This window comes from Streptomyces aureus (assembly GCF_000725495.1).
In the GTDB taxonomy this organism is placed as follows: Bacteria; Actinomycetota; Actinomycetes; order Streptomycetales; family Streptomycetaceae; genus Streptomyces; species Streptomyces aureus_B.
Genome location: NZ_KL647039.1, coordinates 363,007 through 388,165, shown reverse-complemented (window position 1 = coordinate 388,165; position 25,159 = coordinate 363,007). Strand labels below are relative to the sequence as shown.

At 69.8% G+C, this 25,159-nt stretch carries 22 protein-coding genes and 1 pseudogene; 19 read left to right on the top strand and 4 right to left on the bottom strand.

Annotation, left to right across the window (positions count from 1 at the left end):
- Positions 1–24: 24 nt before the first annotated feature.
- Together mqnC and IO36_RS38000 are read left to right on the top strand one after the other, a co-directional pair.
- On the top strand, positions 25–1,224 hold the full coding sequence (gene mqnC / locus IO36_RS38005) for a cyclic dehypoxanthinyl futalosine synthase (protein WP_037627198.1): 1,200 nt from the start codon (positions 25–27) through the stop codon (positions 1,222–1,224).
- 7 nt (positions 1,225–1,231) lie between these two features.
- Positions 1,232–1,831 (top strand): imidazolonepropionase-like domain-containing protein, encoded by a 600-nt coding sequence (locus IO36_RS38000; RefSeq protein ID WP_037627194.1) that lies wholly within the window; start codon positions 1,232–1,234, stop codon positions 1,829–1,831.
- 240 nt (positions 1,832–2,071) lie between these two features.
- Here the strand turns inward: IO36_RS38000 and IO36_RS37995 are convergent, their stop codons facing one another.
- Positions 2,072–3,124 carry a chitinase gene (locus IO36_RS37995; protein ID WP_037627192.1) on the bottom strand — a complete coding sequence of 351 codons (1,053 nt, stop codon included), beginning with the start codon at positions 3,122–3,124 and terminating at the stop codon, positions 2,072–2,074.
- A 318-nt stretch (positions 3,125–3,442) separates the two neighbouring features.
- Between IO36_RS37995 and IO36_RS37990 the strand changes: the two genes are divergently transcribed.
- The 5 genes and pseudogenes from IO36_RS37990 (at position 3,443) to IO36_RS37970 (ending at position 10,138) form a co-directional block, all read left to right on the top strand.
- Entirely contained in the window at positions 3,443–3,880 is a 438-nt protein-coding gene (locus IO36_RS37990; protein ID WP_037627190.1) for a hypothetical protein, read from the top strand.
- 17 nt (positions 3,881–3,897) lie between these two features.
- A pseudogene (locus IO36_RS37985) lies at positions 3,898–6,158 on the top strand (bifunctional polysaccharide deacetylase/glycosyltransferase family 2 protein).
- Complete coding sequence (locus tag IO36_RS37980; RefSeq protein WP_037627188.1) at positions 6,159–7,559, top strand: acyltransferase family protein; 1,401 nt, start codon at positions 6,159–6,161, stop codon at positions 7,557–7,559.
- 152 nt (positions 7,560–7,711) lie between these two features.
- Positions 7,712–9,247 carry a reprolysin-like metallopeptidase gene (locus tag IO36_RS37975; RefSeq protein ID WP_037627185.1) on the top strand — a complete coding sequence of 512 codons (1,536 nt, stop codon included), beginning with the start codon at positions 7,712–7,714 and terminating at the stop codon, positions 9,245–9,247.
- A 195-nt stretch (positions 9,248–9,442) separates the two neighbouring features.
- Positions 9,443–10,138, top strand: coding sequence for a demethylmenaquinone methyltransferase (locus IO36_RS37970; RefSeq protein ID WP_037627517.1), 696 nt, complete (start codon positions 9,443–9,445; stop codon positions 10,136–10,138).
- Positions 10,139–10,183: 45 nt separating this feature from the next.
- Here IO36_RS37970 and IO36_RS37965 read toward each other — a convergent pair whose 3' ends face one another.
- Both IO36_RS37965 and IO36_RS37960 read right to left on the bottom strand, forming a co-directional pair.
- Positions 10,184–10,516, bottom strand: a complete 333-nt coding sequence (locus IO36_RS37965; protein WP_167347442.1) for a PASTA domain-containing protein — start codon at positions 10,514–10,516, stop codon at positions 10,184–10,186.
- Positions 10,517–10,756: 240 nt separating this feature from the next.
- Positions 10,757–11,263: a GNAT family N-acetyltransferase gene (locus IO36_RS37960; protein WP_037627182.1), complete on the bottom strand. Its 507-nt coding sequence runs from the start codon at positions 11,261–11,263 to the stop codon at positions 10,757–10,759.
- 98 nt (positions 11,264–11,361) lie between these two features.
- Between IO36_RS37960 and IO36_RS37955 the strand changes: the two genes are divergently transcribed.
- Positions 11,362–12,663 (top strand): geranylgeranyl reductase family protein, encoded by a 1,302-nt coding sequence (locus IO36_RS37955; protein WP_037627180.1) that lies wholly within the window; start codon positions 11,362–11,364, stop codon positions 12,661–12,663.
- A 137-nt stretch (positions 12,664–12,800) separates the two neighbouring features.
- Here the strand turns inward: IO36_RS37955 and IO36_RS37950 are convergent, their stop codons facing one another.
- A complete protein-coding gene (locus IO36_RS37950) occupies positions 12,801–13,634 on the bottom strand; it encodes a C40 family peptidase (RefSeq protein ID WP_037627177.1) in 834 nt (277 codons plus the stop codon).
- A gap of 722 nt (positions 13,635–14,356) precedes the next feature.
- On the opposite strand from IO36_RS37950, the gene IO36_RS37945 reads away from it, so the two are divergent.
- From IO36_RS37945 to nuoK, 11 genes are read left to right on the top strand one after another with little or no spacing between them, the layout of a single operon-like run.
- The gene (locus IO36_RS37945) at positions 14,357–14,716 is read left to right on the top strand and encodes an NADH-quinone oxidoreductase subunit A (RefSeq protein ID WP_037627175.1); all 360 of its coding nucleotides are present in this window, start codon (positions 14,357–14,359) and stop codon (positions 14,714–14,716) included.
- Positions 14,717–14,730: 14 nt separating this feature from the next.
- Positions 14,731–15,285, top strand: a complete 555-nt coding sequence (locus IO36_RS37940) for a NuoB/complex I 20 kDa subunit family protein (RefSeq protein WP_007383964.1) — start codon at positions 14,731–14,733, stop codon at positions 15,283–15,285.
- Positions 15,282–16,022 (top strand): NADH-quinone oxidoreductase subunit C, encoded by a 741-nt coding sequence (locus tag IO36_RS37935; protein WP_037627173.1) that lies wholly within the window; start codon positions 15,282–15,284, stop codon positions 16,020–16,022. The genes IO36_RS37940 and IO36_RS37935 overlap by 4 nt, the downstream gene beginning before the upstream one ends.
- Complete coding sequence (locus IO36_RS37930; RefSeq protein ID WP_037627171.1) at positions 16,019–17,359, top strand: NADH-quinone oxidoreductase subunit D; 1,341 nt, start codon at positions 16,019–16,021, stop codon at positions 17,357–17,359. The genes IO36_RS37935 and IO36_RS37930 overlap by 4 nt, the downstream gene beginning before the upstream one ends.
- 29 nt (positions 17,360–17,388) lie before the next feature.
- Entirely contained in the window at positions 17,389–18,198 is an 810-nt protein-coding gene (nuoE, locus tag IO36_RS37925) for an NADH-quinone oxidoreductase subunit NuoE (protein ID WP_051901268.1), read from the top strand.
- A complete protein-coding gene (nuoF, locus tag IO36_RS37920) occupies positions 18,195–19,547 on the top strand; it encodes an NADH-quinone oxidoreductase subunit NuoF (protein WP_209441327.1) in 1,353 nt (450 codons plus the stop codon). Before nuoE ends, nuoF begins: the two co-directional genes overlap by 4 nt.
- The gene (locus IO36_RS37915; RefSeq protein WP_037627166.1) at positions 19,544–22,048 is read left to right on the top strand and encodes an NADH-quinone oxidoreductase subunit G; all 2,505 of its coding nucleotides are present in this window, start codon (positions 19,544–19,546) and stop codon (positions 22,046–22,048) included. The genes nuoF and IO36_RS37915 overlap by 4 nt, the downstream gene beginning before the upstream one ends.
- The gene (nuoH, locus tag IO36_RS37910) at positions 22,045–23,415 is read left to right on the top strand and encodes an NADH-quinone oxidoreductase subunit NuoH (RefSeq protein ID WP_037627164.1); all 1,371 of its coding nucleotides are present in this window, start codon (positions 22,045–22,047) and stop codon (positions 23,413–23,415) included. Before IO36_RS37915 ends, nuoH begins: the two co-directional genes overlap by 4 nt.
- On the top strand, positions 23,408–24,046 hold the full coding sequence (gene nuoI, locus IO36_RS37905) for an NADH-quinone oxidoreductase subunit NuoI (RefSeq protein WP_051901239.1): 639 nt from the start codon (positions 23,408–23,410) through the stop codon (positions 24,044–24,046). Before nuoH ends, nuoI begins: the two co-directional genes overlap by 8 nt.
- Positions 24,043–24,861, top strand: coding sequence for an NADH-quinone oxidoreductase subunit J (locus IO36_RS37900; protein ID WP_037627162.1), 819 nt, complete (start codon positions 24,043–24,045; stop codon positions 24,859–24,861). The genes nuoI and IO36_RS37900 overlap by 4 nt, the downstream gene beginning before the upstream one ends.
- Entirely contained in the window at positions 24,858–25,157 is a 300-nt protein-coding gene (nuoK, locus tag IO36_RS37895) for an NADH-quinone oxidoreductase subunit NuoK (protein ID WP_009190046.1), read from the top strand. The genes IO36_RS37900 and nuoK overlap by 4 nt, the downstream gene beginning before the upstream one ends.
- Positions 25,158–25,159: the final 2 nt, after the last annotated feature.

Here is a 25,159-nt window from a genome sequence, read left to right as displayed (position 1 = left end):
ACCCTTACGAAAGGGACGCTCCCGGTGACCGAGAAGGCCGACCTTCAGTCCGTGCTGGACCGTGCCGCCGAGGGTGGGCGGATCACTCCGGAAGAGGCGCTCGTCCTCTACCGTGACGCCCCGCTGCACGCGCTCGGCGCCGCCGCCGACGCCGTGCGCCGCCGCAGGTACGCGGGTACGGAGCACATCGCGACGTACATCATCGAGCGCAACATCAACTACACGAACGTGTGCGTCACGGCGTGCAAGTTCTGCGCCTTCTACGCGGCCCCCAAGGACACCGCCAAGGGCTGGACGCGCGACCTCGACGACATCCTGCGCCGCTGCGCGGAGACCGTCGAGCTCGGCGGTACGCAGATCATGTTCCAGGGCGGACACCACCCGGACTACGGCGTCGAGTACTACGAGAAGCACTTCGCCGCGATCAAGGGCGCGTACCCCGAGCTGGTCATCCACTCCCTCGGCGCCTCCGAGGTCGAGCACATGGCCCGGATCTCCAAGGTGAGCGTCGAGGAGGCCGTCCAGCGGATCCACGCGGCCGGTCTCGACTCGTTCGCCGGCGCCGGCGCCGAGCTGCTCCCGGCCCGCCCGCGCAAGGCGATCGCCCCGCTCAAGGAGAGCGGCGAGCGGTGGCTGGAGATCATGGAGATCGCCCACGGGCTCGGCGTCGAGTCGACGTCCACGATGCTGATGGGTACCGGCGAGACCAACGCCGAGCGCATCGAGCACCTGCGGATGATCCGCGACGTACAGGACCGGACGGGCGGCTTCCGCGCCTTCATCCCGTACACCTACCAGCCCGAGAACAACCACCTGAAGGGCCGCACGCAGGCGACGCTCTTCGAGTACCTGCGGATGATCTCCATCGCCCGTCTGTTCCTCGACAACGTGGCCCACATCCAGGGCTCCTGGCTGACCACAGGCAAGGAGGTCGGCCAGCTCTCCCTGCACTACGGCGCGGACGACCTCGGCTCGATCATGCTGGAGGAGAACGTCGTCTCCTCCGCCGGCGCCAAGCACCGCTCCAACCGCCTGGAGATCATCGACCTGATCCGCAAGGCGGGCCGTGTCCCCGCCCAGCGGACCACGACGTACGAGCACATCGTCGTCCACGACGACCCGGCGAACGACCCGGTCGACGAGCGCGTGATGTCCCACATCTCCTCGACGGCCATCGAGGGCGGCACCGCGCACCCCGAGCTGAAGCTGCTGGCCTCCAACTAGCCGCGCGATGACGACACTTCACGTCGCCGAACGGTCGCCGGAGACCGCGGTCCTGGTCGACGGGGCCGCGGTCGCCGCCGTCGGCCCGTACGAGGACCTGGCCGCCGCCCACCCGGACGCGAAGCTGCGCCGCTGGCCCGGCATCCTCACGCCGGGACTGCTGAACCCGTACGGCCCCGAGCTCCTGGAAGCCACGTACCACCCGGACCCGCGCGAGGCCGAGGGCTTCGGCACCGAGCCCATCGGCGGGGAGCGGGCCCTGCGGATCTTCCGTGCCGACCCCGCACGCCTCGGCGCGAGCGCGCGCCGAGGGGTCCAGCGGATGCTGGCGCACGGCACGGTGGCGGTGGCGGGGGAGCTGCGGTCGCGGGCCGTGGCCGACGCGGTGCGCAGGTCGGGGCTCGCGGTGGGACAGCGCCCGGACCGGCTCCCGGGTCCGGCGGCCCTGTCCCCGGTCCCGCTGATCCTGCTCCCGGCGCTGGTACCGGGCGGTCCCGCCCGGTTCGCCGTCTTCGACGTCGCGGACCGCGCGGAACTGGTCCGGCGCGGTGCTGGGACCTGCGTGGCGACGGTGATCGGCGGACGGCTGGTGTACAGGGGCCGCTGAAGGCGACCGGGTCCGCCACCCCGGCCGGCCCGGGGTTCGGCTTCGCCATGGCATGCGGTGACGGCTCGGCCGTGAACTCCCGCGCGTGCGTACGGGGTTCGGCCCCACCGGCGCGAGGTTCCGGCCGGGCGCGCGAGGCCGCGTCGTTTCGCTCAACCCGCGAACGTCCGTGTGCGCGTACGGGGTTCGGCCCCGCCCGCCCGAGGTTCCGGCCCGGCATGCGAGCCCGCGTCCCGTCGCTCAGCCCGCGAACGCCCTCGCGAACGCACCCGCGCTCTGCCGCACGCCGCTGCAGTCCGTCGCCGCGTCGTCCGCCGTGGCGCTGCCCTTCTCGCACTGCCGGTCCCGGAACGTCGACCACATCGACACCCAGGCCACGCCCTTCTTCTCGGCGAACTCCCGTACCTGTGCCGCGTCGGCGAGTCCGAACGTCTCGTGCTTCACGTCGTTGACGCCGATCATCGAGGTGAGCGCGAGCCCGTGCCAGGCGTCGGCGTCCGACAGCCCGAACACCTTCTTCAGCTGGGTGTGGGCCGCCTCGGCGGACGTGATCGCGTAGTCGCCCATGTCACCGTCGTACGAACTGCCGTAGTTCATGGTCATGATGTTGACCGTGGAGACGTCCACGGAGTGGTCGTTGGCGGACTCCAGGAGGGCCAGACCCTCGGCGTCCAGGCCGGACGGCATCACGGGCAGGGTGAAGGACACCTTCAGCCCCGGGCGCTTCTTCTGGAGCAGCGCGATGGCCTCGGAACGCAGCGCGACCGAGTCGGGGTCGCCCAACTGGGCTCCCTCGACATCGAAGTCGGCCTGCGTCGAGCCGACGGCGTCCAGCGCGGCCCCGTAGGCAGCGGCGAGTTCGTCCGCGCTGTCGCACGTGGACGCCAGCTCCTTGCCGGACGCGCCGCCGAACGACACCCGCACCCGCGCGCCGGACTTCTTCAGCGCCCGCGTACGGGACTTCACGGCCGAGTCGCCGATCGCGGCCACGCCGTCCCACTCGGGTGTGCAGCCGCTGCCGTCCGAGATCACGAAGGCCAGGTTGTACGTGGTCGGCGACCCCGCGGAGTCGGTCCCGGCGGCGGTCGTGGCGCTCACGTACGGGGCGTACGAGGTGTCCGAGGACGTCGACGAGCCGGGGGCCGGGGACGCCTCCGCGGCCGTCGTCCGGCCGGCCCGTGCGGTCGCCGAGCCCGTGCCGCCGTCGGCGTCACCGTCGCCCGAGGAGCATCCCGAACAGGCCAGGGCCACCAGACACAGAACCCCCGCGGCCGGCTTCAGGAAACGCCGCATCGCGCACGCACCCACTCTCGTGATTCTCGTGATGTCTGTCTCGAGGCGGAAACAAAACGGTCGTTTCCCGAGGGGAAATCTGTCACACCCGGAGCGGATTGCCGAATGAAGATCACGCGGGAAAGTCGAGGGAAGGCGAGCCGACAAAAGGCGTGATACGGGCGGCAAAAGGGTTCATTTCTCTCATGCTTGACGGGTCCGGGCCGCGTGGGCAATTCCCGATTCTCACAGAGAAACTACAGGCCGAGGCGCCTCTCATGGGCCGCTCACACGGAATCCGGAGTTTTTGACACATAAACGCGTCCTACCGTCTGGGGAATGCAATCCGAGCCCGCCATCCAGAACCATGCCCAGGTGCGTGGCCGTCGCCGCAAACGCGGCAGCGCGGCCGTCGACGGTCCCGTGTTCGTCGACAACTCGGGACGCAGAGCCCGGCTGCTGAGCAGAATCGGCATGCTCGTCGGCGTCGGCTGCCTCGGATACGCGGTCGTGCTCGGGATGGCCTTCATGGGGTGGGGCACGTCCCTCACGCCGTCCTCGCTCCTCCCCTTCGACGGAGGCCGGGCCGGCTCGGCCCCCGGCGCGGGCCACGCCCCGCCCTCGGCCCCGCCCACCGGCCCGGCACCCTCCACCGCCCCCACGACGACCGCGGGGGCGGCCGCCGGAGCGACGTCCGGCGCGAGGGCCGACGGAACGGCCGGAACAGCATCCGGCACGACCACGGATTCGGCGACCGCCTCCGCCGGCGCCAACTGACGGGCGCGGCCACTCTCATGACCACGACGACACCCTCGCGCGGCCGACGGCGCGCCCCCTCCCGGATGGAGCGGGCCGCCGGCAGGGCCGCCGCGCTGCAGAAACCCCGCGTCATCCTCGCCCTGCTGCTCCTGCTGGCGCTCGTCAGCGTGATGCTGCTCGACGGCTATCTGCGCTCCGAGATCGGCAACGACGCCCGGGTCCGCGACGGCGCCGCCTACGACAAGGTCCCCCAGAAGATCCTCGACGGCGGACCCATCCTGACGTTCGCGGGCGGCACCGCGACGACGCAGTCCGTGCCGAAGAAGACCATCGTGCTGACCTTCGACGACGGTCCGACCGCGGACTGGACGCCGGAGGTCCTCAAGGTCCTGGAGGAGAACGACGTCGAGGGCACGTTCTTCATGGTCGGCTCGATGGTCTCCCGCTACCCGGACGTGGTGAAGACCCTCGTGGACCAGGGCAACGAGGTCGGCATCCACACCTTCACCCACGTCGACCTCTCCTACCAGAGCACCGCCCGCCTCCAACGTGAGCTGAAGCAGACGCAGTTGGCCCTCGCCGGCGCGGCGGGCGTCACCACCACGCTGTTCCGCGCCCCGTACTCCTCGGAGATCAGCGCCGTCGACAACTACAGCTGGCCCGTCTACAAGGAGCTGGGCGGCCTCGGCTACACCAGCGTCTTCGTCGACACCGACAGCGACGACTGGAAGAAGCCGGGCGTCTCGAAGATCGTCCGATGGGCGACCCCGAAGAACGGCGAGGGCGCCATCGTCCTCATGCACGACGCCGGCGGCGACCGCTCGCAGACGGTCGCCGCACTCGGCACGTACATCAGGAAGATGAAGGCGAAGGGGTACTCCTTCACCACCGTCAGCGGAGCCCAGGCGAAGCTGAACCGGGCCGCGGCCCGGGCGCGGAGCACAGGAGACGCCGGAAGCGCCATCGGGTCGTCCCAGGTCCCCCGCCGGGATTCCGCGGGGACGGGCGCGGGTGCGGACGCGGGTACGGGCGCGTCCGCCGGTGCGGGTGCGGGTGCGGGTGCGGGTGCCGGTGCGAGCGGCGCCGCGCTGGGTGCCCAGCGGAAGGCCACCGGCGCGACCCTCTACGAGGGCAAGGCGCTCGTCTACGCCGTGGCGGTCGCCGAATGGGTCGTACCGGCCCTGTCCTGGTTCCTCGTGGTGGTCGGCGTGGCCGTCATGGGCCGGTTCGCGATGATGCTCGTCCTCGCCCGTCGGCACCACCGCCTGCGCAACCGCCGACGCGGCCGGGGCGGGAAGGCCGGCTGGGGACCCGAGGTCACCAGGCCGGTGACCGTCGTCGTGCCCGCCTACAACGAGAAGGAGTGCATCGCCAACACCCTTGAGTCCCTGGCGAGAAGCACCCATCCGATCGAGATCATCGTGGTCGACGACGGTTCCGAGGACGGCACGGCCGAGATCGCCGAATCGCTCGGCCTGCCGAACGTCCGGGTCATCCGGCAGGAGAACGCCGGCAAGCCCGCCGCGCTCAACAACGGTGTCCGCAACGCCCGTCACGACATCGTCGTCATGATGGACGGCGCTCCCTCATCGGGGCCTGGCAGCACATCGAGTACGTGATGGGCTTCAACCTCGACCGCCGCATGTACGACCTGCTGCGCTGCATGCCGACCATCCCCGGAGCGATCGGCGCGTTCCGCCGGGACGCGGTCCTCGAGGCCGGCGGCATGAGCGAGGACACGCTCGCCGAGGACACCGACATCACCATCGCCCTGCACCGGGCGGGATGGCGGGTCGTCTACCAGGAGCACGCCAAGGCCTGGACGGAGGCGCCCGGTTCGTTCCATCAGCTCTGGTCGCAGCGCTACCGCTGGAGCTACGGCACCATGCAGGCGCTCTGGAAGCACCGCAAGTCGCTGACGGACAAGGGGCCTTCGGGCCGGTTCGGACGCGTGGGCATGCCACTGGTGGTGCTCTTCCAGATCGTCACCCCGGTGTTCGCCCCGCTCATCGACGTGTTCACCCTCTACTCGATGATCTTCGTGGACTTCCGGGCCGCGCTGCTCGCCTGGCTGGCCGTCCTGGCGGTCCAACTGGTCTGCGCCGCCTATGCGTTCCATCTCGACGGGGAGAAGTACCGCTACCTCGCGATGCTGCCGCTGCAGCAACTCGCCTATCGCCAGATGATGTACCTCGTTCTGATCCACTCCTGCGTCACGGCCCTGACCGGCGGCCGTCTGCGCTGGCAGAAGCTCAAGCGCACGGGCGAGGTCGCAACCCCGGCAGGAGTGAGCTAGATGACCTGGGGCGCCGAACAGCAGGGCCAGGGGTACGAGGGCGGATACGGCTCCGGGTACGGACACGACGCCGGGTACGGGTACGGCGGCGGGTACGGGCAGGCTCCCGCGTACGGGTACGACTCCGGGAACGGACTCCCGTACGTAGGGCCCGTCCCCTACGGCCAGCCCGTGACGTACGAGCAGCCGACTGCGTACCAGCAGCCGACCCCGTACGGGCAGCCCGTGACGTACGAGGAGCCGGTGCCGTACGAGGAGCTGGGACCGAACGAGGAGCCGGGACCGTACGCCCCCGAGCCGGAGGAACCCGCCCCGGCGCAGGCGGAGCCGGACCCAGCCCCTTCCCCCTCCCCGGGGACGGGCAAGGCGGGCGGCCGTGACCGCTACTTCGACGCGCTGCGCGCCGTCGCCCTCGTGCGTGTCGTCACCTATCACACCTTCGGCTGGGCCTGGGCGGGGCTGGTCTTCCCGTCGATGGGCGTGATGTTCGCGCTCGCCGGCACCCTGATGGCCAGGTCCCTGGAGCGCCCCGCGCTCGCGGTGGTGCGCGGCCGGCTGCGGCGACTGCTGCCGCCGTTCTGGTTCTGGGGCCTCTTCGTCGTGCTGGCGATGCTGGTCCACGGCTGGATGCCGGGATGGCAGATCGTGTTCTGGATCGTCCCGGTCGGCGATCCCCCGGGCGACCGGTGGGGCGTCCAGGCCTGGGAGATCCTCTGGTACCTGCGGACGTACCTCTGGTTCGTGCTGCTGTCCCCGCTGCTGCTGAGGATGTTCCGCAAGGCGCCGGTCCCGGTGCTGCTCCTCTCGCTGGCCCCGATCGTGGTCTTCCAGTACGGATGGCAGCCGTCGTACGACCGTTTCGGCAGCGCCCTCACCGACCTCGCCACCTACCTCTTCTGCTGGCTGCTCGGCTTCGCCCACCGCGAGGGCGTGCTCCAGCGCCTGAGGCCGGCCGCTGTGGTCCTCGGATCGGCCGCCGCCCTCGCGTACGGCGCCTGGTACGCCTTCGCGCACCAGGCGGACTTCGGCACCTACGACCTCGACGAGAACCCCCTCGCCCAGGCCTTCTGGTCGGCGGGTTTCGTGACGGCGCTGATGTACTTCAAGGCCCGCCACGACGTCGACTTCGCCTGGCTCGCTCGCTTCGGACGGCTCGACCGCACGGTGACGATCTTCAACGCGCGCGCGGTGACGATCTACCTCTGGCACGAGATCGCGCTGATCCTGGCCGTCCCGCTGATCGACCGGTTCTGGGACGTGCCGGCCTTCGAGAAGTGGCTGCCGCTGGAGAGCCAGTGGTTCATGTTCGGAGTCGGCTGGGTGCTGATCGGGGCCGCGGTCCTCCTGTTCGGCTGGGTCGAGGACGTGGCCGCCCGGAAGGGACCCCGGCTGCTGCCCTGAGGGCCGCCTTCGGGAGGTGCCCGGGTGGGCGGCTGACGGCCCGAAGAGTGAACCTCGCCCCGGTTGGCCCTGGCCGGACGTGTGCAACGAGCGGGGCGCGATCTTGGTTACGGAGCATGGGGGGAGACCCCACAGAGAGGCTCACGTTCCCCATGCGTCGTTCCCTGTTCGCCGCGTCCACCGCGGCGACCGCACTCGCCGCCGCCCTGTCGCTGGCCGTGAACACACCCGCGGCCGCCGGACCCGGATCCGGCCACAACCCCGAGCCCTGGGTGAAGCGCAGCGCGGTGATGCGCGCGAATCCCAAGGACTTCCATTCGCTGTGCCGCAGACAGAGGGACGGCGTGCCCGAGCGCCGCACCTTCCCGCTCTTCGAGCACCAGAAGGGCTTCACGGCGATCGAGGACTTCAAGCGCCAGGACCTGGACGGCACGGTGTTCTGGTCCGGCCACGACCCGAGGCATCCGGAGAACACGATCTCCGTGTCCGTCATCGGCGCGTGCACGGCCGGGCCGGTCACCCTGTCCGGCGAGATCGAGGAGGGCTTCCGCCAGTACCTGTACAAGCCGGTGGCCAAGCGGCCGGGCAGGTACCTGCTGCAGGAGATCGACGCGCTGAAACTGCCCCCGAGCGGCCAGGGCGTGGACACGGTGACCGTGCCCCCGACCCGGTCGGTCAGGCCGCACGAGCCGGGGCGGCGGATCGCCACCCCCGACAACCCCGCGGCCATCGACATCGTCGTCGCCTACACCCCGGCCACCGTCACCGAACTCGGCTCCACCGCCGCCGTCCAGAGCCGGATCCGGTACGGCGTGAACCAGCTGAACAGGGCCCTCGCGACCAGCCAGGTGCCGGCCAGCGTGCACGTCGTCAACACCTACGAGACCGCGGCGACCGGTGTCGCCCGTGAGAACGCCGGAACCCTGCTGAGCATGATCAGCAACCCCCTGAACCTGACCCTCGGAGCCCCGGCCGCCGCCCAGCGGCTCGCGTACAGCGCCGACCTGGTGGCGCTCATCGCCTCCATCCCGGCGGAGGACAGTTCGGGGCAGGCCAACCTGCCCACCCCGGCGGGCCCGGGGACCAGCAACAACGCGTTCTCGGTCACCAGCGCCTTCTCGATCACGGCATGGGAGAACCTCGCGCACGAGATCGGCCACAACTTCGGTCTCATGCACGACCGCAAGACGGTGGTGTCCCAGGGCGGTACGACTCCCGTGGGCACCGACAACTACGGCTGGGTCACCGCCGACCAGCGGCACCACACGGTCATGGCGTACTCCAGCGCCTGCACCCAGCCGTGCGCGGTCGTCAACCAGTACTCCAACACCGTGAACCTGCTGAACGGCCAGGCTCTCGGCGACGAGAACAACAACAACGCCGCCAACGCGACGAGGGCCGCCGAGTTCCTGGCGAACTACCGGGCCTCCCAGGTCACCAACCGGGTCTCCCTCACCATGACCTCCTCCCCGCCCGCCGGGGGCAGCCTCACGCCGAGCGAGTACGGCCCGTACGACCCCGGTACGCAGGTCACCGTCACCGCCGATGTGAGTCCCGGCTTCCGGCTCGTCGGCTGGGACGTCGACGGGGTGCGCCAGACGGACACCACGACGAGCTACACGATCACCATGAACGCCGCCCACACCCTCAACGCGGTGTTCGCCGAGATTCCCGAGCCCCCGCAGTAGTACTGCTCGACACCGGTACGCGGTGTGCGGCGCGGAACCCGCCGCGCTGCGGAACGCGTCGGCCTCGGGAACAGCGCCGTAGCCTCCCCGGTTCACGGGGGCGGGTGCGGCGCTGTTCCCCGTACGCGGGAACGGTGGGTGGTTCCCGGCCGGGCGCCGGAGAGCCGTGGGGGCCCTACTGCCACAATGGGGACCGTGACCCGCGCATCCCTGGACAAGCAGCCGCACGAAGTCGCCTCGATGTTCGACGACGTGGCGGAACGGTACGACCTGACGAACGACCTGCTGTCGCTCGGCCAGGACCGGGCGTGGCGCAAGGAGGTCGCGAAGGCGGTCGACGCGCGCCCCGCGCAGAAGATCCTGGACCTCGCGGCCGGTACCGCGACCTCCTCGCTGCCCTTCGCCCGCACCGGCGCCTACGTCGTCCCCTGCGACTTCTCCCTCGGGATGCTGCGCGTCGGCAAGCGGAACCACCCCTGGCTGCCGCTGACCGCCGGCGACGCGACGAAGCTGCCCTTCAAGGACGACACGTTCGACGCCGTCACGATCTCCTTCGGGCTGCGCAACGTCCAGGACACCGACACCGCGCTGCGCGAGCTCTACCGCGTCACCAAGCCGGGCGGACGTGTCGTGATCTGCGAGTTCTCGCACCCCACCTGGGCGCCGTTCCGCACCGTCTACACCGAGTACCTGATGCGCGCGCTGCCCCCGGTCGCCCGCGCCGCCTCCTCCAACCCCGACGCGTACGTCTACCTCGCCGAGTCCATCCGCGCCTGGCCGACCCAGCCGCAACTCGCCGAGCGGCTCATCAAGGCCGGCTGGTCGAAGGTGGCCTGGCGCAACCTGACGGGCGGCATCGTCGCCCTCCACCGCGGCTACAAGCAGGCCTGACCCCTCCCGGTACCGCGCGCCCCGGCCGCCTCGGCGGGCGTCCGGCTACCTCAGTACCTCGAACGGATCGCCGGGAAGGTCGAGTTCTCGGCGCAGTCCGCCCGACGGCGGACGGGGCGGACGCGGTTCGCGCACCCCGGCACCGCCCTCCGCCTCACCGAGGTCGAACCACACCGTGACGACGGCTCCGCGCGGCACCTCGACCCCGGGCTGCGGAAATTGCCGTACGACATAGTCGACGACCGTCCGATGGAAATCGGGCCGGTCGGGTGCGGCGAGCAGCACCCCGCGAGCCTCAGCCGTCTCACGCGCGTCCACGGCCATCAGACCGACGAGCCTCGGCACGCGCACTTCGGGTGTCTTGGGTGTTATGCGCACAGACGTCACCCCCCAGCGGTACCGGCAGGGTAAGCCTCGCCCGTGCCCTTCCGGAAGCCGTCGGCATCCGTGCCGGAAACGGTAGGCACCCATGCCGGAGGCCGCAGGCCCCCGTACCGGGGAGCGGTCGGCACCCGGACCGGGGGAGCCGCCTGCACTGGCGCCGGACCCCGGCCCGCACCGGCGCCGGACCCGCCTGCACCCGCGCGGTACCCCGTCGCCGTCACCGGCCGGCGGCGGTCACAGGGCCAGCCGGTAGCGGTGTCCCTCCTGCTGCGACGAGGGCAGGGTGAACCGCTCCGCCAGCTCCATGCCGAGCCGCTTCGTCACGGCGATGGAACGGGCGTTGCCCGCGTTGACCATGGCGACGACGTCGGTGACGCCCGCCGAGCGGACCCGCTCCAGGGTGGTGCGCGCCGCCGCCGTGACGTACCCCTTGCCCCAGTGCTCCCGCCCCAGCCGCCAGCCGATCTCGATCTTCCCGGCCGGACCCCAGGCGTGCGGCCACGGCTGCGCGCCCGTGAAGCCCAGCACCTCGTCCCCGGGACCGAGCAGCGTCCACAGACAGAACCCGAACTCCGCGTCGTGCCGCCGCTGGCGCGCGGTGAGTTCCTCGTAGACCGACCGCTCGGCCGCGCGGCCTCCGTGGAACTCCATGACCTCGGGGTCGTCGAAGACCCGGTGCCAGGCGAGAGCATCCTCGTCGGTGGGAACGCGCAGTCGTACTGCGGGGAGAGCTCGGTTCACGGGGCAGCCCTTCAGCCGGGTGATCGGTACCGCTGCATAGACTGCCCATGTCCAGTGCCCGTCGGCACGTTGATTTCGAGTCTTGGGGAGACCCCGCCGTGACCGAGCCCCAGCCCCTCTCCGAAAACACCGCCGACGTCATCGTCGTCGGGGCCGGGCCAGCCGGTTCGACCACCGCGTACTACCTGGCGAAGGCGGGCCTCGACGTCCTGCTCCTGGAGAAGACGGCCTTCCCGCGCGAGAAGGTCTGCGGCGACGGACTGACCCCCCGCGCCACCAAGCAGCTCGTGTCGATGGGCATCGACATCTCCGAGGAGGCCGGCTGGCTCCGCAACAAGGGCCTGCGCATCATCGGCGGCGGTGTGCGTCTCCAGCTCGACTGGCCGGATCTCGCCTCCTTCCCCGACTACGGACTCGTCCGCAAGCGGGACGACTTCGACGAGCAGCTGGCGCGCCAGGCGCAGAAGGCGGGCGCCCGGCTGTACGAGCGCTGCAACGTCGGCGCCCCGATCCTGGACGAGCGCACCGGCCGGATCATCGGCGTGCACGCCAAGCTGGGCGACGCCGACTCCAAGGAGAAGCGGGAGGTGACCTTCCACGCCCCGCTGGTGGTGGCTGCGGACGGCAACTCCAGCCGCCTCTCCCTCGCGATGGGCCTGCACCGCCGCGAGGACCGCCCGATGGGCGTCGCCGTGCGTACGTACTTCACCTCGCCGCGCCACGACGACGACTACCTGGAGTCGTGGCTGGAGCTGTGGGACCGCCGGGGCGCCGAGGACCGTCTGCTGCCCGGCTACGGGTGGATCTTCGGCATGGGCGACGGCACCTCGAACGTCGGCCTGGGCGTCCTCAACACCTCCGACTCCTTCAAGGAGCTCGACTGGCGCGAGGTCCTGAAGGCCTGGTGCGCCTCGATGCCGGAGGACTGGGGCTACACCCCCGAGAACATGACCGGCCCGATCCGCGGCGCGGCCCTCCCGATGGCCTTCAACCGCCAGCCGCACTACACCAAGGGCCTGCTGCTGGTGGGCGACGCCGGCGGTCTGGTGAACCCCTTCAACGGCGAGGGCATCGCCTACGCCATGGAGTCCGGCCAGATCGTGGCCGACGTCATCGTCCAGGCCCACGCGCGCGCCACTCCCGGGCAGCGGGAACTGGCCCTCCACCGCTACCCGCGCGTCCTGAAGGACACCTACGGCGGCTACTACACGCTCGGCCGCGCCTTCGTGAAGCTCATCGGCAACCCGAAGGTCATGAAGATCGCCACGCAGCGGGGTCTGACCCACCCGATGCTGATGAAGTTCACCCTGAAGATGCTCGCGAACCTCACCGACCCGACGGGCGGCGACGCGATGGACCGCATCATCAACGGCCTCTCGAAGGTGGCCCCGAAGGCCTGACCGCCGGCTCCGCCGCCCCGGTGGTCACCGGGGCGGCCCCTGGCCGTCGGCGTCCGGCCCGGAGCCGGAACATCGCCGGAACAGCCCGAAGGACCGCTCCCCGCACAGGAAGCGGTCCTTCGGGAGTCACCGGCGGCTCAGAGCACGCGCACCGCGCCCGTGGCCGGGTAGCCCGAGAGGTCCTGGATCACGACGCCCTTGGAGGGGTTCGCCGCGTCGAGGTACTGGCCGTTACCGATGTACACGCCGACGTGGTAGGCCGAACCGGCCGAACCCCAGTACAGAATGTCGCCGACCTGGACATTGGACAGGGAAACCGGCGTACCGGACACCGACTGGTCCTGAGAGACGCGCGGCAGGTCGACGCCGACCTGCTTGAACGCCGCCTGCACCAGACCGGAGCAGTCCCACGCGTTGGGTCCGGTGCCGCCCATGACGTACGCGTCGCCGACCTGGGCCTTGAGGAAGGCGATGACGGTCGCCACGCTGCCGCTGGCCGGGGCCGCGACGTTCGTGGACGTGGAGGCGCTCGCCGACAGGACGGTCCGCGCCGAGGAGCGCGAGACGGCGTCGGCGGCCGCGGCCTTGCGGGCGGCCTCGGCCTTCTTCTTGGCCTCAGCCTTCTTCTTCGCGTCCGCGAGGTCGGCCTTGGCCTGCTTGGCGGCCTTGGCGGCGGCCGCGTCGCGCTCCGCCTGCAGCTCGTAGTTGGCCGCGGTCTGCTGGGTGGCGTCCGCGGACTGGGCGACCTGGGTGGCCAGGTCGGCCGTCAGGGTCGGCAGCTCCATGGTCTGCGTGACGGGCTCGGCGGCGCTCGCCGAACCAGCCGCCGCGGCCACTGCCAGGGTGCTGAGGACGCCACCGGCAACTCCGGCGCGCATCGCGAGCGACGGAGCGTTGCGACGGGGCTTCCGGTGGCTTCGTATGTGTGCGGTGTGGGACATGGGTACTAGCGGTACCAGGGGCTCCTCCATACCTTCAAGAAACGTGTGGTGCGCCACAGTTGTTCAATCGGCCGCCGAATTCGTCGCCCGTCACTCTTTATTGACGCCGTAACGGGCATTGCGGACACTGTCCATCAGGCCCGTGATCATGGCCTTTCAGTATTACGTCCGAATTGCCCCCCGCCTACCACCGGTTGAAACGGATGGCCAAGCCCGGCTTATCTGACCCATAGGTAGATGTGGCGCAGGTCACGGAACGGTCACCCGGGGCGTCGCGTCCCGCGCGGGAGCGCCGATCGCCCGTCGGCCGGCCGAGCTCGTGAACGCGTGCACGTGTCCACATCGGTCCCCTCCGTCCCTCCGAAGTGTGAACGCGCTCCTCTATCAAGGGGGTGCGTCCAGCGCCAATTTGCATGCGGAGGAAGTCTCTTGATATGGAGACGACCCTCTCGGCCTGCGGCGATGAGCGAAAATGTCACGTCTCGTGATCGACCTGACGCTTCGCGTGTGAAGATCACTGCTCATCCGACTTCATGATCGTTCGTCAGGTGGTGGAGATCACAAAGCTAAGGCAATACCCCGTGTCGCAGATCACAGACCGCCGGGCATAAGATGCGAGGCAGTTGGGCTTGTGACCTGCTTCACATGTCCGCGATCTTCGCCGGGACGGGCGGGGTTGGCGGTACGGACGGGGCGGGGAGCGGGCTCGTCGAACCGCCACCAGTCAGTGCCGACTGAGAGGAGCGAGGAGCGTGAACGCGTATGCGCCGATCCTCGTACTGGGAGCCCTCGGGGCAGGCTTTGCGATCTTCTCCGTGGTCATGGCCACGCTGATCGGTCCGAAGCGGTACAACCGCGCCAAACTCGACGCCTACGAGTGTGGCATCGAGCCGACCCCCACGCCGGTCGGCGGCGGGCGTTTTCCCATCAAGTACTACCTGACGGCGATGCTCTTCATCGTCTTCGACATCGAGATCGTCTTCCTCTACCCCTGGGCCGTCACGTTCGACGCCCTGGGTGTTTTCGGGCTCGTGGAGATGCTGCTCTTCGTGCTCACCGTCTTCGTCGCCTACGCGTACGTATGGCGGCGCGGCGGCCTGGAATGGGACTGAGGGGCCTTTAACTCATGGGACTCGAAGAAAAGCTGCCGAGCGGATTCCTGCTGACGACCGTCGAGCAGGCCGCGGGCTGGGTGCGCAAGGCGTCCGTCTTCCCCGCGACATTCGGACTCGCCTGCTGTGCCATCGAGATGATGACGACCGGCGCCGGGCGTTACGACCTGGCGCGCTTCGGTATGGAGGTCTTCCGCGGGTCGCCCCGCCAGGCCGACCTGATGATCGTGGCCGGCCGGGTGAGCCAGAAGATGGCGCCGGTGCTGCGGCAGGTCTACGACCAGATGCCCAACCCCAAGTGGGTCATTTCCATGGGTGTTTGTGCGTCATCGGGCGGAATGTTCAACAACTACGCCATTGTGCAGGGAGTCGACCACATCGTCCCGGTCGACATCTATTTGCCCGGATGTCCGCCGCGGCCCGAGATGCTGATGGACGCGATTCTCAAGCTCCACCAGAAGATCCAGAGCTCGAAGCTCGGCGTGAACGCCGAGGAAGCGGCCCGCGAGGCGGAGGAAGCGGCGCTCAAGGCGCTTCCCACCATCGAGATGAAGGGCCTGCTGCGGTGAGCGACGCGAACGGCAACGGGGTCAACCCCGAGAAGGACCTGAGCGCCTCCAACCTTCCCGGCCAGCGAGGCGACAAGGGCGAGGAGATCCGCGTCCAGCGCGGCATGTTCGGCGCCAACAACGGCGGCGACACCACCGGCTACGGCGGCCTGGTCCGCTCGATCCGGCTGCCCGGCGCGGCCACCCGCCCCTACGGCGGCTGGTTCGACGAGGTGGCCGACGAGCTGGAGGGCGCCCTGGAGGAACAGGGACTCGTCCCCGAGAACGTCATCGACAAGACGGTCGTCGACCGCGACGAGATCACGTTCCACGTCGAACGCGAGTACCTGCTCCCCGTCGCCCGGACCCTGCGCGACGACCCGGCCCTCCGGTTCGAGCTGTGCACGGGCGTCTCCGGCGTCCACCTCCCGCACGACAAGGGCCGCGAGCTGCACGCCGTCTACCACCTGCGCTCGATCACCCACAACCGGCTCATCCGGCTGGAGGTCAGCGCCCCGGACGCGGACCCGCACGTCCCGTCGCTCGTCACCGTCTATCCGACGAACGACTGGCACGAGCGCGAGGCGTACGACTTCTTCGGCCTGATCTTCGACGGCCACCCCGCCCTGACGCGGATCATGATGCCGGACGACTGGCAGGGCTTCCCGCAGCGCAAGGACTATCCCCTCGGCGGCATCCCCGTCGAGTACAAGGGCGCCCAGATCCCGGCTCCGGACCAGCGGAGGTCGTACTCATGAGCACGCAGACCCCTCCCGGGGCATCGGACGCCTCGCCCCGCGAGACGACCGAGGGCACCGTATATACGGTCACCGGCGGCGACTGGGACGAGATCGCCCAGTCCGCGGCCAAGTCCGACGACGAACGCATCATCGTCAACATGGGCCCGCAGCACCCGTCCACCCACGGCGTGCTCCGGCTCATCCTGGAGATCGACGGCGAGACCGTCACCGAGGCCCGCTGCGGCATCGGCTACCTCCACACGGGCATCGAGAAGAACCTCGAGTTCCGCACGTGGACCCAGGGCACCACGTTCGTGACGCGCATGGACTACCTGACGCCGTTCTTCAACGAGACGGCCTACTGTCTCGGCGTCGAGAAGCTCCTCGGGATCACCGACCAGATCCCCGACCGCGCCTCGATCATCCGGGTGCTCCTGATGGAGCTGAACCGACTCTCCTCCCATCTGGTGTGCATCGCCACCGGAGGCATGGAGCTGGGCGCCACCACGATCATGATCTACGGCTTCCGTGACCGCGAGCTCATCCTCGACATCTACGAGCTGATCACCGGCCTGCGCATGAACCACGCGTTCGTCCGCCCCGGCGGACTCGCCCAGGACCTGCCCCCGGGCGCGGTGGACCAGATCCGCGAGTTCGTGAAGAAGATGACGAAGAACCTTCCCGAGTACGACAAGCTCGCCACCGGGAACCCCATCTTCAAGGCCCGCATGCAGGACGTCGGCTACCTCGACCTGGCCGGCTGCATGGCCCTCGGCGCCACCGGCCCGATCCTGCGCTCGGCCGGCCTGCCGCACGACCTGCGCAAGTCCCAGCCGTACTGCGGATACGAGACCTACGACTTCGAGGTCCCGACCGCCGACACCTGCGACTCCTACGGGCGCTTCCTGATCCGCCTGGAGGAGATGCGCCAGTCGCTGCGGATCATCGAGCAGTGCCTGGACCGGCTCCAGCCCGGCCCGGTCATGGTCGCCGACAAGAAGATCGCCTGGCCCGCCCAGCTCGCGCTCGGCCCCGACGGTCTCGGCAACTCCCTCGACCACATCAAGAAGATCATGGGCACCTCCATGGAGGCCCTGATCCACCACTTCAAGCTGGTGACCGAGGGCTTCCGCGTCCCGCCGGGGCAGGCCTACGTGGCCGTCGAGTCGCCCAAGGGCGAACTCGGGGTGCACGTCGTCTCCGACGGAGGCACCCGCCCCTACCGGGTCCACTTCCGCGACCCGTCCTTCACCAACCTGCAGGCCATGGCGGCGATGTGCGAGGGCGGCCAGGTCGCCGACGTCATCGTCGCCGTCGCGTCCATCGACCCCGTGATGGGAGGCGTCGACCGGTGACCACCACCCCCGAGGGCGTCAGCCTGGGCATGCCCCAACTGCCCGCGCCCGACTACCCGGCCGACGTCCGGGCCCGGCTCGAGGAGGACGCGCGCGAGATCATCGCCCGCTACCCCGACTCCCGCTCGGCGCTCCTTCCGTTGCTGCACCTCGTGCAGTCGCAGGAGGGCCACGTCACGCGCACGGGACAGCGGTTCTGCGCGGAGGTACTGGGCCTGACCACAGCCGAGGTCGCCGCGGTCGCGACCTTCTACTCGATGTACCGGCGCAGGCCGAGCGGTGACTACCAGGTGGGTGTCTGCACCAACACCCTGTGTGCCGTGATGGGCGGCGACGCCATCTTCGAGGCCCTCCAGGACCACCTCGGCGTCGGCAACGGGGAGACCACCGGTGACGGCAAGGTCACCCTGGAGCACATCGAGTGCAACGCGGCCTGCGACTTCGCCCCGGTCGTGATGGTCAACTGGGAGTTCTTCGACAACCAGACCGTGGACTCGGCCAAGCGGCTCGTCGACGACCTGCGCGCGGGCGCCGACGTCGACCCGACCCGCGGCGCCCGGCTGTGCACGTTCAAGGAGACCGCCCGGATCCTGGCGGGCTTCCCCGACGAGCGCGAAGGCGCGGTGGAGGCCGGCGGCAGCGCGGGCCCCGCGTCCCTGGTGGGCCTGCGTCTGGCCAAGGGGGAGAGCGCCCCCGCGCGCGTGGTGCATCCGCGGGGCGGAGGAGCACCTCAGAACCAGCGGCCCGCCGAGCACCCCAGCTCGCACGACGCGCCGCAGGACACGTCGGCCTCCGACCCGTCCCACCCGGCGGGTCCCGTGGCAGAGGAGGGGGAGTGATGACCTTGGCAGCCGAGATCAACGAGACGAGTCCCGAAAAGCTGCTCGCACCCGTGCTGTCGGCCTTCTGGGACGAGGACAGGTCCTGGTCGCTGGACGTCTACCGGAGGCACGAGGGGTACGAGGGCCTGCGCAAGGCACTCGCCATGTCGCCGGACGACCTGATCGCCTACGTCAAGGACTCCGGACTGCGCGGCCGCGGCGGTGCCGGCTTCCCGACCGGAATGAAATGGCAGTTCATTCCCCAGGGAGACGGCAAACCTCACTATCTAGTTGTCAACGCCGACGAATCCGAGCCGGGAACCTGTAAAGACATCCCGCTCCTCTTCGCGAACCCGCACAGCCTCATCGAGGGCATTGTGATCGCGTGCTACGCCATTCGGTCTTCGCATGCCTTCATCTATCTCCGTGGTGAAGTCGTCCCCGTACTGCGGCGGTTGCACGAGGCCGTACGCGAGGCCTACGCCGCCGGCTACCTCGGCGAGAACATCCTGGGCAGCGGGCTCGACCTCCAGCTCACCGTGCACGCGGGCGCGGGCGCGTACATCTGCGGTGAGGAGACCGCGCTGCTCGACTCGCTCGAAGGCCGCCGTGGTCAACCGCGGCTCCGTCCCCCTTTCCCTGCTGTCGCTGGCCTCTATGCGTGTCCGACTGTTGTGAATAACGTCGAGTCCATCGCGTCAGTTCCCGCAATTCTGCAAAAGGGCAAGGAATGGTTCAGGTCGATGGGCAGCGAGAAGTCCCCGGGCTTCACGCTGTACTCGCTCAGCGGCCATGTCGCCAGCCCCGGCCAGTACGAGGCGCCCCTCGGCATCACCCTGCGTCAACTCCTCGACATGAGCGGCGGGATGCGCCCCGGCCACCGGCTGAAGTTCTGGACGCCGGGCGGCTCCTCGACCCCGATGTTCACCGACGAGCACCTCGACGTCCCTCTTGACTACGAAGGAGTGGGCGCCGCGGGTTCCATGCTCGGCACCAAAGCACTCCAGTGCTTCGACGAGACGACCTGCGTCGTCCGCGCCGTCACCCGCTGGACCGAGTTCTACGCCCACGAGTCCTGCGGCAAGTGCACGCCCTGCCGCGAAGGCACCTACTGGCTCGTGCAGTTGCTGCGCGACATCGAGGCCGGCAAGGGCGTCATGTCCGACCTCGACAAGCTGAACGACATCGCCGACAACATCAACGGCAAGTCCTTCTGCGCCCTCGGCGACGGCGCCGCCTCGCCGATCTTCTCCTCGCTCAAGTACTTCCGCGAGGAGTACGAGCAGCACATCACGGGCCGCGGCTGCCCCTTCGACCCCGCCAGGTCCACCGCCTGGGCGGACAAGCACACGGAGGTGAACGCATGACAGTGACCACCAGCGCTCCCTCCGGAGGCGGGGAAGCACCGGTCCCGCCGGAGGATCTCGTCTCGCTGACGATCGACGGCATCGAGATGAGCGTGCCCAAGGGCACCCTGGTCATCCGGGCCGCCGAACAGCTCGGCATCGAGATCCCCCGGTTCTGCGACCACCCGCTCCTCGACCCGGCCGGCGCCTGCCGCCAGTGCATCGTCGAGGTCGAGGGCCAGCGCAAGCCCATGGCGTCCTGCACGATCACCTGTACGGACGGGATGGTCGTCAAGACTCAACTCACCTCCCAGGTCGCCGAGAAGGCCCAGCACGGTGTGATGGAGCTGCTGCTCATCAACCACCCGCTGGACTGCCCGGTCTGCGACAAGGGCGGTGAGTGCCCCCTGCAGAACCAGGCGATGTCCCACGGCAACGCCGAGTCCCGCTTCGAGGGCAGGAAGCGGACGTACGAGAAGCCGGTCCCGATCTCCACGCAGGTCCTGCTCGACCGCGAGCGGTGCGTCCTGTGCGCCCGCTGCACCCGCTTCTCCAACCAGATCGCGGGCGACCCCATGATCGAACTGGTCGAGCGGGGCGCGCTCCAGCAGGTCGGCACCGGTGACGGCGACCCCTTCGAGTCGTACTTCTCCGGCAACACGATCCAGATCTGCCCCGTGGGCGCGCTCACGTCGGCGGCCTACCGCTTCCGCTCGCGGCCCTTCGACCTCATCTCCTCGCACTCCGTGTGCGAGCACTGCTCCGGCGGCTGCGCGACCCGCACCGACCACCGGCGCGGCAAGGTGATGCGACGGCTCGCGGCACCGGACCCCGAGGTCAACGAGGAGTGGGTCTGCGACAAGGGCCGGTTCGGGTTCCGGTACGCGCAGCAGCGCGACCGCCTCGACACCCCCCTGGTGCGCAACGCCGACGGTGTCCTCGAACCCGCCTCCTGGCCGGAGGCCCTCGAGGCGGCCGCGCAGGGACTGACGGCGGCCCGTGGCCGCGCCGGCGTCCTCACCGGCGGCCGGCTCACGATCGAGGACGCCTACGCGTACAGCAAGTTCGCGCGCGTGGCCCTCGACACGAACGACATCGACTTCCGCGCGCGCGTGCACAGCTCCGAGGAGGCCGACTTCCTGGCCGCCCGGGTCGCCGGGCACGGCCGGGACCTCGACGGCACCGGTGTCACGTACACCTCCCTGGAGAAGGCGCCGGCCGTCCTGCTGGTGGGCCTGGAGTCGGAGGAGGAGGCCCCTGGCGTCTTCCTGCGGCTGCGCAAGGCCTGGCGCGGGCACGGCCAGAAGACCTTCTCGCTCGCCACGCACTCCACCCGCGGCCTGGAGAAGGCGGGCGGCACGCTGTTGCCGGCCGCGCCCGGTACCGAGACCGAGTGGCTGGACGCGCTCGCCAGCGGCGTCGGCCTGGACGAGGACGGGGTCAGGGCCGGCGAGGCGCTGCGCACCGAGGGCTCCGTCATCGTCGTCGGCGAGCGGCTGGCCGCCGTGGCCGGCGCCCTGACCGCCGCCGTGCGGACCGCCACCGCCATCGGCGCCCGGCTGGTGTGGATCCCGCGCCGCGCCGGGGACCGCGGCGCGATCGAGGCCGGCGCGCTTCCCTCGCTGCTGCCGGGCGGACGTCCGGCCACCGACCCGCGCGCACGCGAGGAGGTCGCGGCCGCCTGGGGCGTCTCCGAACTCCCGCACCGCTACGGCCGCGACACCGGCCAGATCGTGGAGGCCGCCGCCGGCGGCGAACTGCGGGCGCTCGTCGTCGCGGGCGTGGAGGTCGCCGACCTCCCCGACCCGGCACGCGCGCGTGAGGCCCTGTCGGAAGTCGGCTTCCTGGTGTCGCTCGAACTGCGGCCCAGCGAGGTCACCGAGTACGCGGACGTCGTCCTGCCGGTCGCCGCGGTCGCCGAGAAGGCCGGAAGCTTCCTCAACTGGGAAGGCCGCGTCCGCTCCTTCGAGGCCGCCCTCAAGCCCGACCAGATGACCCGGCGCCTTGCACCCGCCGACGCGCGCGTCCTGCAGATGCTCGCCGACGCCATGGACGTGCACCTGGGGCTGCCGGACCTGCGCACCACACGCGGGGAACTCGACCGCCTCGGCGCCTGGGACGGCCCGCGGGCCGACGCACCCCGCGAGACCGGCGTGCAGATGCCCCGCCCGGACGCCGGCGAGGCCGTACTGGCCGGACACCGCCTGCTGCTCGACCAGGGGCGGCTCCAGGAGGGCGACACCGCGCTCGCCGGGACCCGGCACGCGGCACGCGCGCGTGTCTCGGCCGCCACCGCCGCCGAGGCCGGGGTCAAGAACGGCGACGTCCTCGCCGTGACCGGTCCCGCCGGAACGGTCGAACTCCCGCTCCAGATCACCGAGATGCCCGACCGTGTGGTCTGGCTCCCGCTGAACTCGACCGGTGGGGGCGTCGCCTCCGACACCGGGGCGCTGCCCGGCGCACTCGTCCGCATCGGCCCGGCGACGATCGCCGCCGAGGCCCCCAAGGAGGTGGAGGCATGACGCCGTACCTCGCCGCTGAAGACCTGTCGATGTTCGGCCACGACCCCTGGTGGCTGGTCGTCGTCAAGGCGGTGTTCTGCTTCGCCTTCCTGATGGTGACCGTGCTCTTCTCCATCGTGTGGGAGCGCAAGGTCGTCGCCTGGATGCAGCTGCGCATCGGCCCCAACCGGCACGGGCCCTGGGGCATGCTCCAGTCCCTCGCCGACGGCGTGAAGCTGATGCTCAAGGAAGACGTCATCGTCAAGCGCGCGGACAAGGTGGTCTACGTCCTCGCGCCGATCGTCGCGGCCATCCCGGCCTTCATGGCGATCGCGGTGATCCCCTTCGGGCCCGCCGACAACGAGGTCTCGATCTTCGGCCAGCGCACCACGATGCAGCTCACCGACCTGCCGATCGCGATGCTCTACATCCTCGCGGTGGCCTCGGTGGGCATCTACGGGATCGTGCTCGCCGGCTGGAGCTCCGGATCCACATATCCGCTGCTGGGCGGACTGCGCTCCTGCGCCCAGATGATCTCCTACGAGATCGCCATGGGCGCCGCGTTCGCCTCGGTGTTCCTCTACTCCGGTTCGATGTCGACCTCGACGATCGTCGAGCAGCAGCAGGACCGCTGGTACATCGTCCTTCTCCCGGTCTCGTTCCTCATCTACATCGTGACGATGATCGGCGAGACCAACCGCGCCCCGTTCGACATGCCGGAGTCCGAGGGCGACCTCGTCGGCGGCTTCAACACCGAGTACTCGTCGATCAAGTTCGCGCTGTTCATGCTCGCCGAGTACGTGAACATGGTGACCGTCTCGGCCGTGTCCACGACGCTCTTCCTCGGCGGCTGGCGGGCACCGTGGCCGATCAGCAGCTTCTGGGAGGGCGCCAACCACGGCTGGTGGCCGATGCTCTGGTTCGTGGTGAAGGTGCAGCTGCTGCTGTTCTTCTTCATCTGGCTGCGCGGCACGCTGCCGCGCGTCCGCTACGACCAGCTGATGAAGCTCGGCTGGAAGGTGCTCATCCCGGTCTCCGTGGTCTGGCTGATGCTCGTCGCGACGGTGCGGGTCCTGCGCAACGAGCACTACGGCTTCTCGGACATCGCGCTGTACGTCGGCGGAGGCGTCCTCGTCCTGCTGCTCCTGTCGTTCGTGGCGGACATCTTCCGCGACAAGCAGGGCCAGGAGACGCCCGCCGAGCCCGCCGCCTTCGACCCGATGGCCGGCGGATTCCCCGTGCCCCCGCTGCCCGGCCAGGAGCTGCCGCCGGTACCCCGGCGCCGCCCGCGCCGGGAGCGGGAGCTCATTGTCAGTGGCGGGTCCGATACTGCGAGTGATGGAACGGTCACCGGATCTCGTGACGGAAAGGAGGGGTCCGATGGCTGAGGAGCCGAAGGAGACCAAACCCGGTTTCCAGAACCCCGTCGCCGGCTTCGGCGTGACCTTCAAGGCCATGTTCAAGAAGCGGCTGACCGAGCAGTACCCGGAACAGCAGAAGACCACCGCACCGCGGTTCCACGGCCGGCACCAGCTCAACCGCCATCCGGACGGCCTGGAGAAGTGCGTCGGCTGCGAGCTGTGCGCCTGGGCCTGTCCCGCGGACGCCATCTACGTGGAGGGCGCGGACAACACCGAGGAGGAGCGCTACTCCCCGGGCGAGCGCTACGGCCGCGTCTACCAGATCAACTACGCCCGCTGCATCCTGTGCGGCCTGTGCATCGAGGCGTGCCCCACGCGCGCGCTGACGATGACGAACGAGTTCGAGCTCGCGGACAGCAGCCGCGCCAACCTCATCTACACCAAGGAGCAGCTGCTCGCCGGACTCCAGGAAGGCATGGTCGACACACCGCACTCGATCTTCCCGGGCACGGACGAGCAGGACTACTACCGGGGTCTGGTGACCGAGGCGGCGCCCGGCACCGAGCGCCAGGTGGCCGTCTCCAAGGGCGAGTTGCACCCCTCGGCGAGCCCCTCGGGCCCGTCGGGCACGCCCGCCGGAGAGGGGGCGGAGGCATGACCGCCAACCTGGCCGCGTACTCCACCTCCACCGGCGAGGCCTTCCAGTTCTGGGTCCTCGGCACCGTCGCGGTGATCGGCGCCCTGTGCACCGTCTTCATGCGCAAGGCCGTGCACAGCGCGCTGTGCCTCGCCGGAACCATGATCGTCCTGGCGGTGTTCTACCTCGCCAACGGCGCCTACTTCCTGGGCATCGTCCAGATCGTCGTCTACACCGGCGCGATCATGATGCTGTTCCTCTTCGTCGTCATGCTCGTCGGTGTCACCGCGGCGGACTCGCTGAAGGAGACCATCAAGGGGCAGCGCTGGCTGGCCCTGCTCTGCGGGCTCGGCTTCGGCATCCTGCTGTTCGCCGGCATCGGCCACGCCTCCATCCAGGACTTCGACGGCCTGGCCAAGGCGAACGCGGGCGGCAACGTGGAGGGCCTGGCGGCCCTCATCTTCACGAAGTACGTCTTCGCCTTCGAGATCACCGGCGCCCTGCTCATCACGGCCACCATCGGCGCCATGGTGCTCACGCACCGCGAGCGCACCGAGCGGGCCAGGACCCAGCGCGAGCTGTCCGAGCAGCGCGTGCGCGAGGGCAAGCACGTCCCGCCACTGCCGGCGCCGGGCGTCTACGCCCGGCACAACGCGGTGGACATCGCGGGCCTGCTGCCCGACGGCACCCCCTCCGAGCTCACCGTCAGCAAGACGCTGCGCGACCGCGGCCAGATCCGTGACGTGTCGGCCGACGCGCTCAGGGACCTGAAGGCGCTGGAGCAGCGTGCCGAGGAGCGCCTGGAGCGCACGAAGCCGGAGGAGGCGTCCAAGTGAATCCGGTCAACTACCTCTACCTCGCCGCTCTGTTGTTCACGATCGGCGCCACCGGCGTCCTGATCCGACGGAACGCGATCGTGGTGTTCATGTGCATCGAGCTCATGCTCAACGCCTGCAACCTCGCCTTCGTCGTCTTCTCCCGGATGCACGGCAACCTCGACGGCCAGATCATCGCCTTCTTCACGATGGTCGTCGCCGCCGCGGAGGTCGTGGTCGGGCTCGCGATCATCGTGTCGCTGTTCCGTTCCCGCCACTCGGCCTCGGTCGACGACGCCAGCCTGATGAAGCTGTAAGG

Excerpts from the sequence above, each read along its gene's own strand:
- IO36_RS38000 (WP_037627194.1), top strand. The coding sequence starts at position 1,232 with ATGACGACACTTCACGTCGCCGAACGGTCGCCGGAGACCGCGGTCCTG.
- IO36_RS37995 (WP_037627192.1), bottom strand. The coding sequence starts at position 3,124 with ATGCGGCGTTTCCTGAAGCCGGCCGCGGGGGTTCTGTGTCTGGTGGCC.
- IO36_RS37990 (WP_037627190.1), top strand. The coding sequence starts at position 3,443 with ATGCAATCCGAGCCCGCCATCCAGAACCATGCCCAGGTGCGTGGCCGT.
- IO36_RS37980 (WP_037627188.1), top strand. The coding sequence starts at position 6,159 with ATGACCTGGGGCGCCGAACAGCAGGGCCAGGGGTACGAGGGCGGATAC.
- IO36_RS37975 (WP_037627185.1), top strand. The coding sequence starts at position 7,712 with ATGCGTCGTTCCCTGTTCGCCGCGTCCACCGCGGCGACCGCACTCGCC.
- IO36_RS37950 (WP_037627177.1), bottom strand. The coding sequence starts at position 13,634 with ATGGAGGAGCCCCTGGTACCGCTAGTACCCATGTCCCACACCGCACAC.
- IO36_RS37940 (WP_007383964.1), top strand. The coding sequence starts at position 14,731 with ATGGGACTCGAAGAAAAGCTGCCGAGCGGATTCCTGCTGACGACCGTC.
- IO36_RS37930 (WP_037627171.1), top strand. The coding sequence starts at position 16,019 with ATGAGCACGCAGACCCCTCCCGGGGCATCGGACGCCTCGCCCCGCGAG.
- nuoE (WP_051901268.1), top strand. The coding sequence starts at position 17,389 with ATGCCCCAACTGCCCGCGCCCGACTACCCGGCCGACGTCCGGGCCCGG.
- IO36_RS37915 (WP_037627166.1), top strand. The coding sequence starts at position 19,544 with ATGACAGTGACCACCAGCGCTCCCTCCGGAGGCGGGGAAGCACCGGTC.
- nuoH (WP_037627164.1), top strand. The coding sequence starts at position 22,045 with ATGACGCCGTACCTCGCCGCTGAAGACCTGTCGATGTTCGGCCACGAC.
- nuoI (WP_051901239.1), top strand. The coding sequence starts at position 23,408 with ATGGCTGAGGAGCCGAAGGAGACCAAACCCGGTTTCCAGAACCCCGTC.
- IO36_RS37900 (WP_037627162.1), top strand. The coding sequence starts at position 24,043 with ATGACCGCCAACCTGGCCGCGTACTCCACCTCCACCGGCGAGGCCTTC.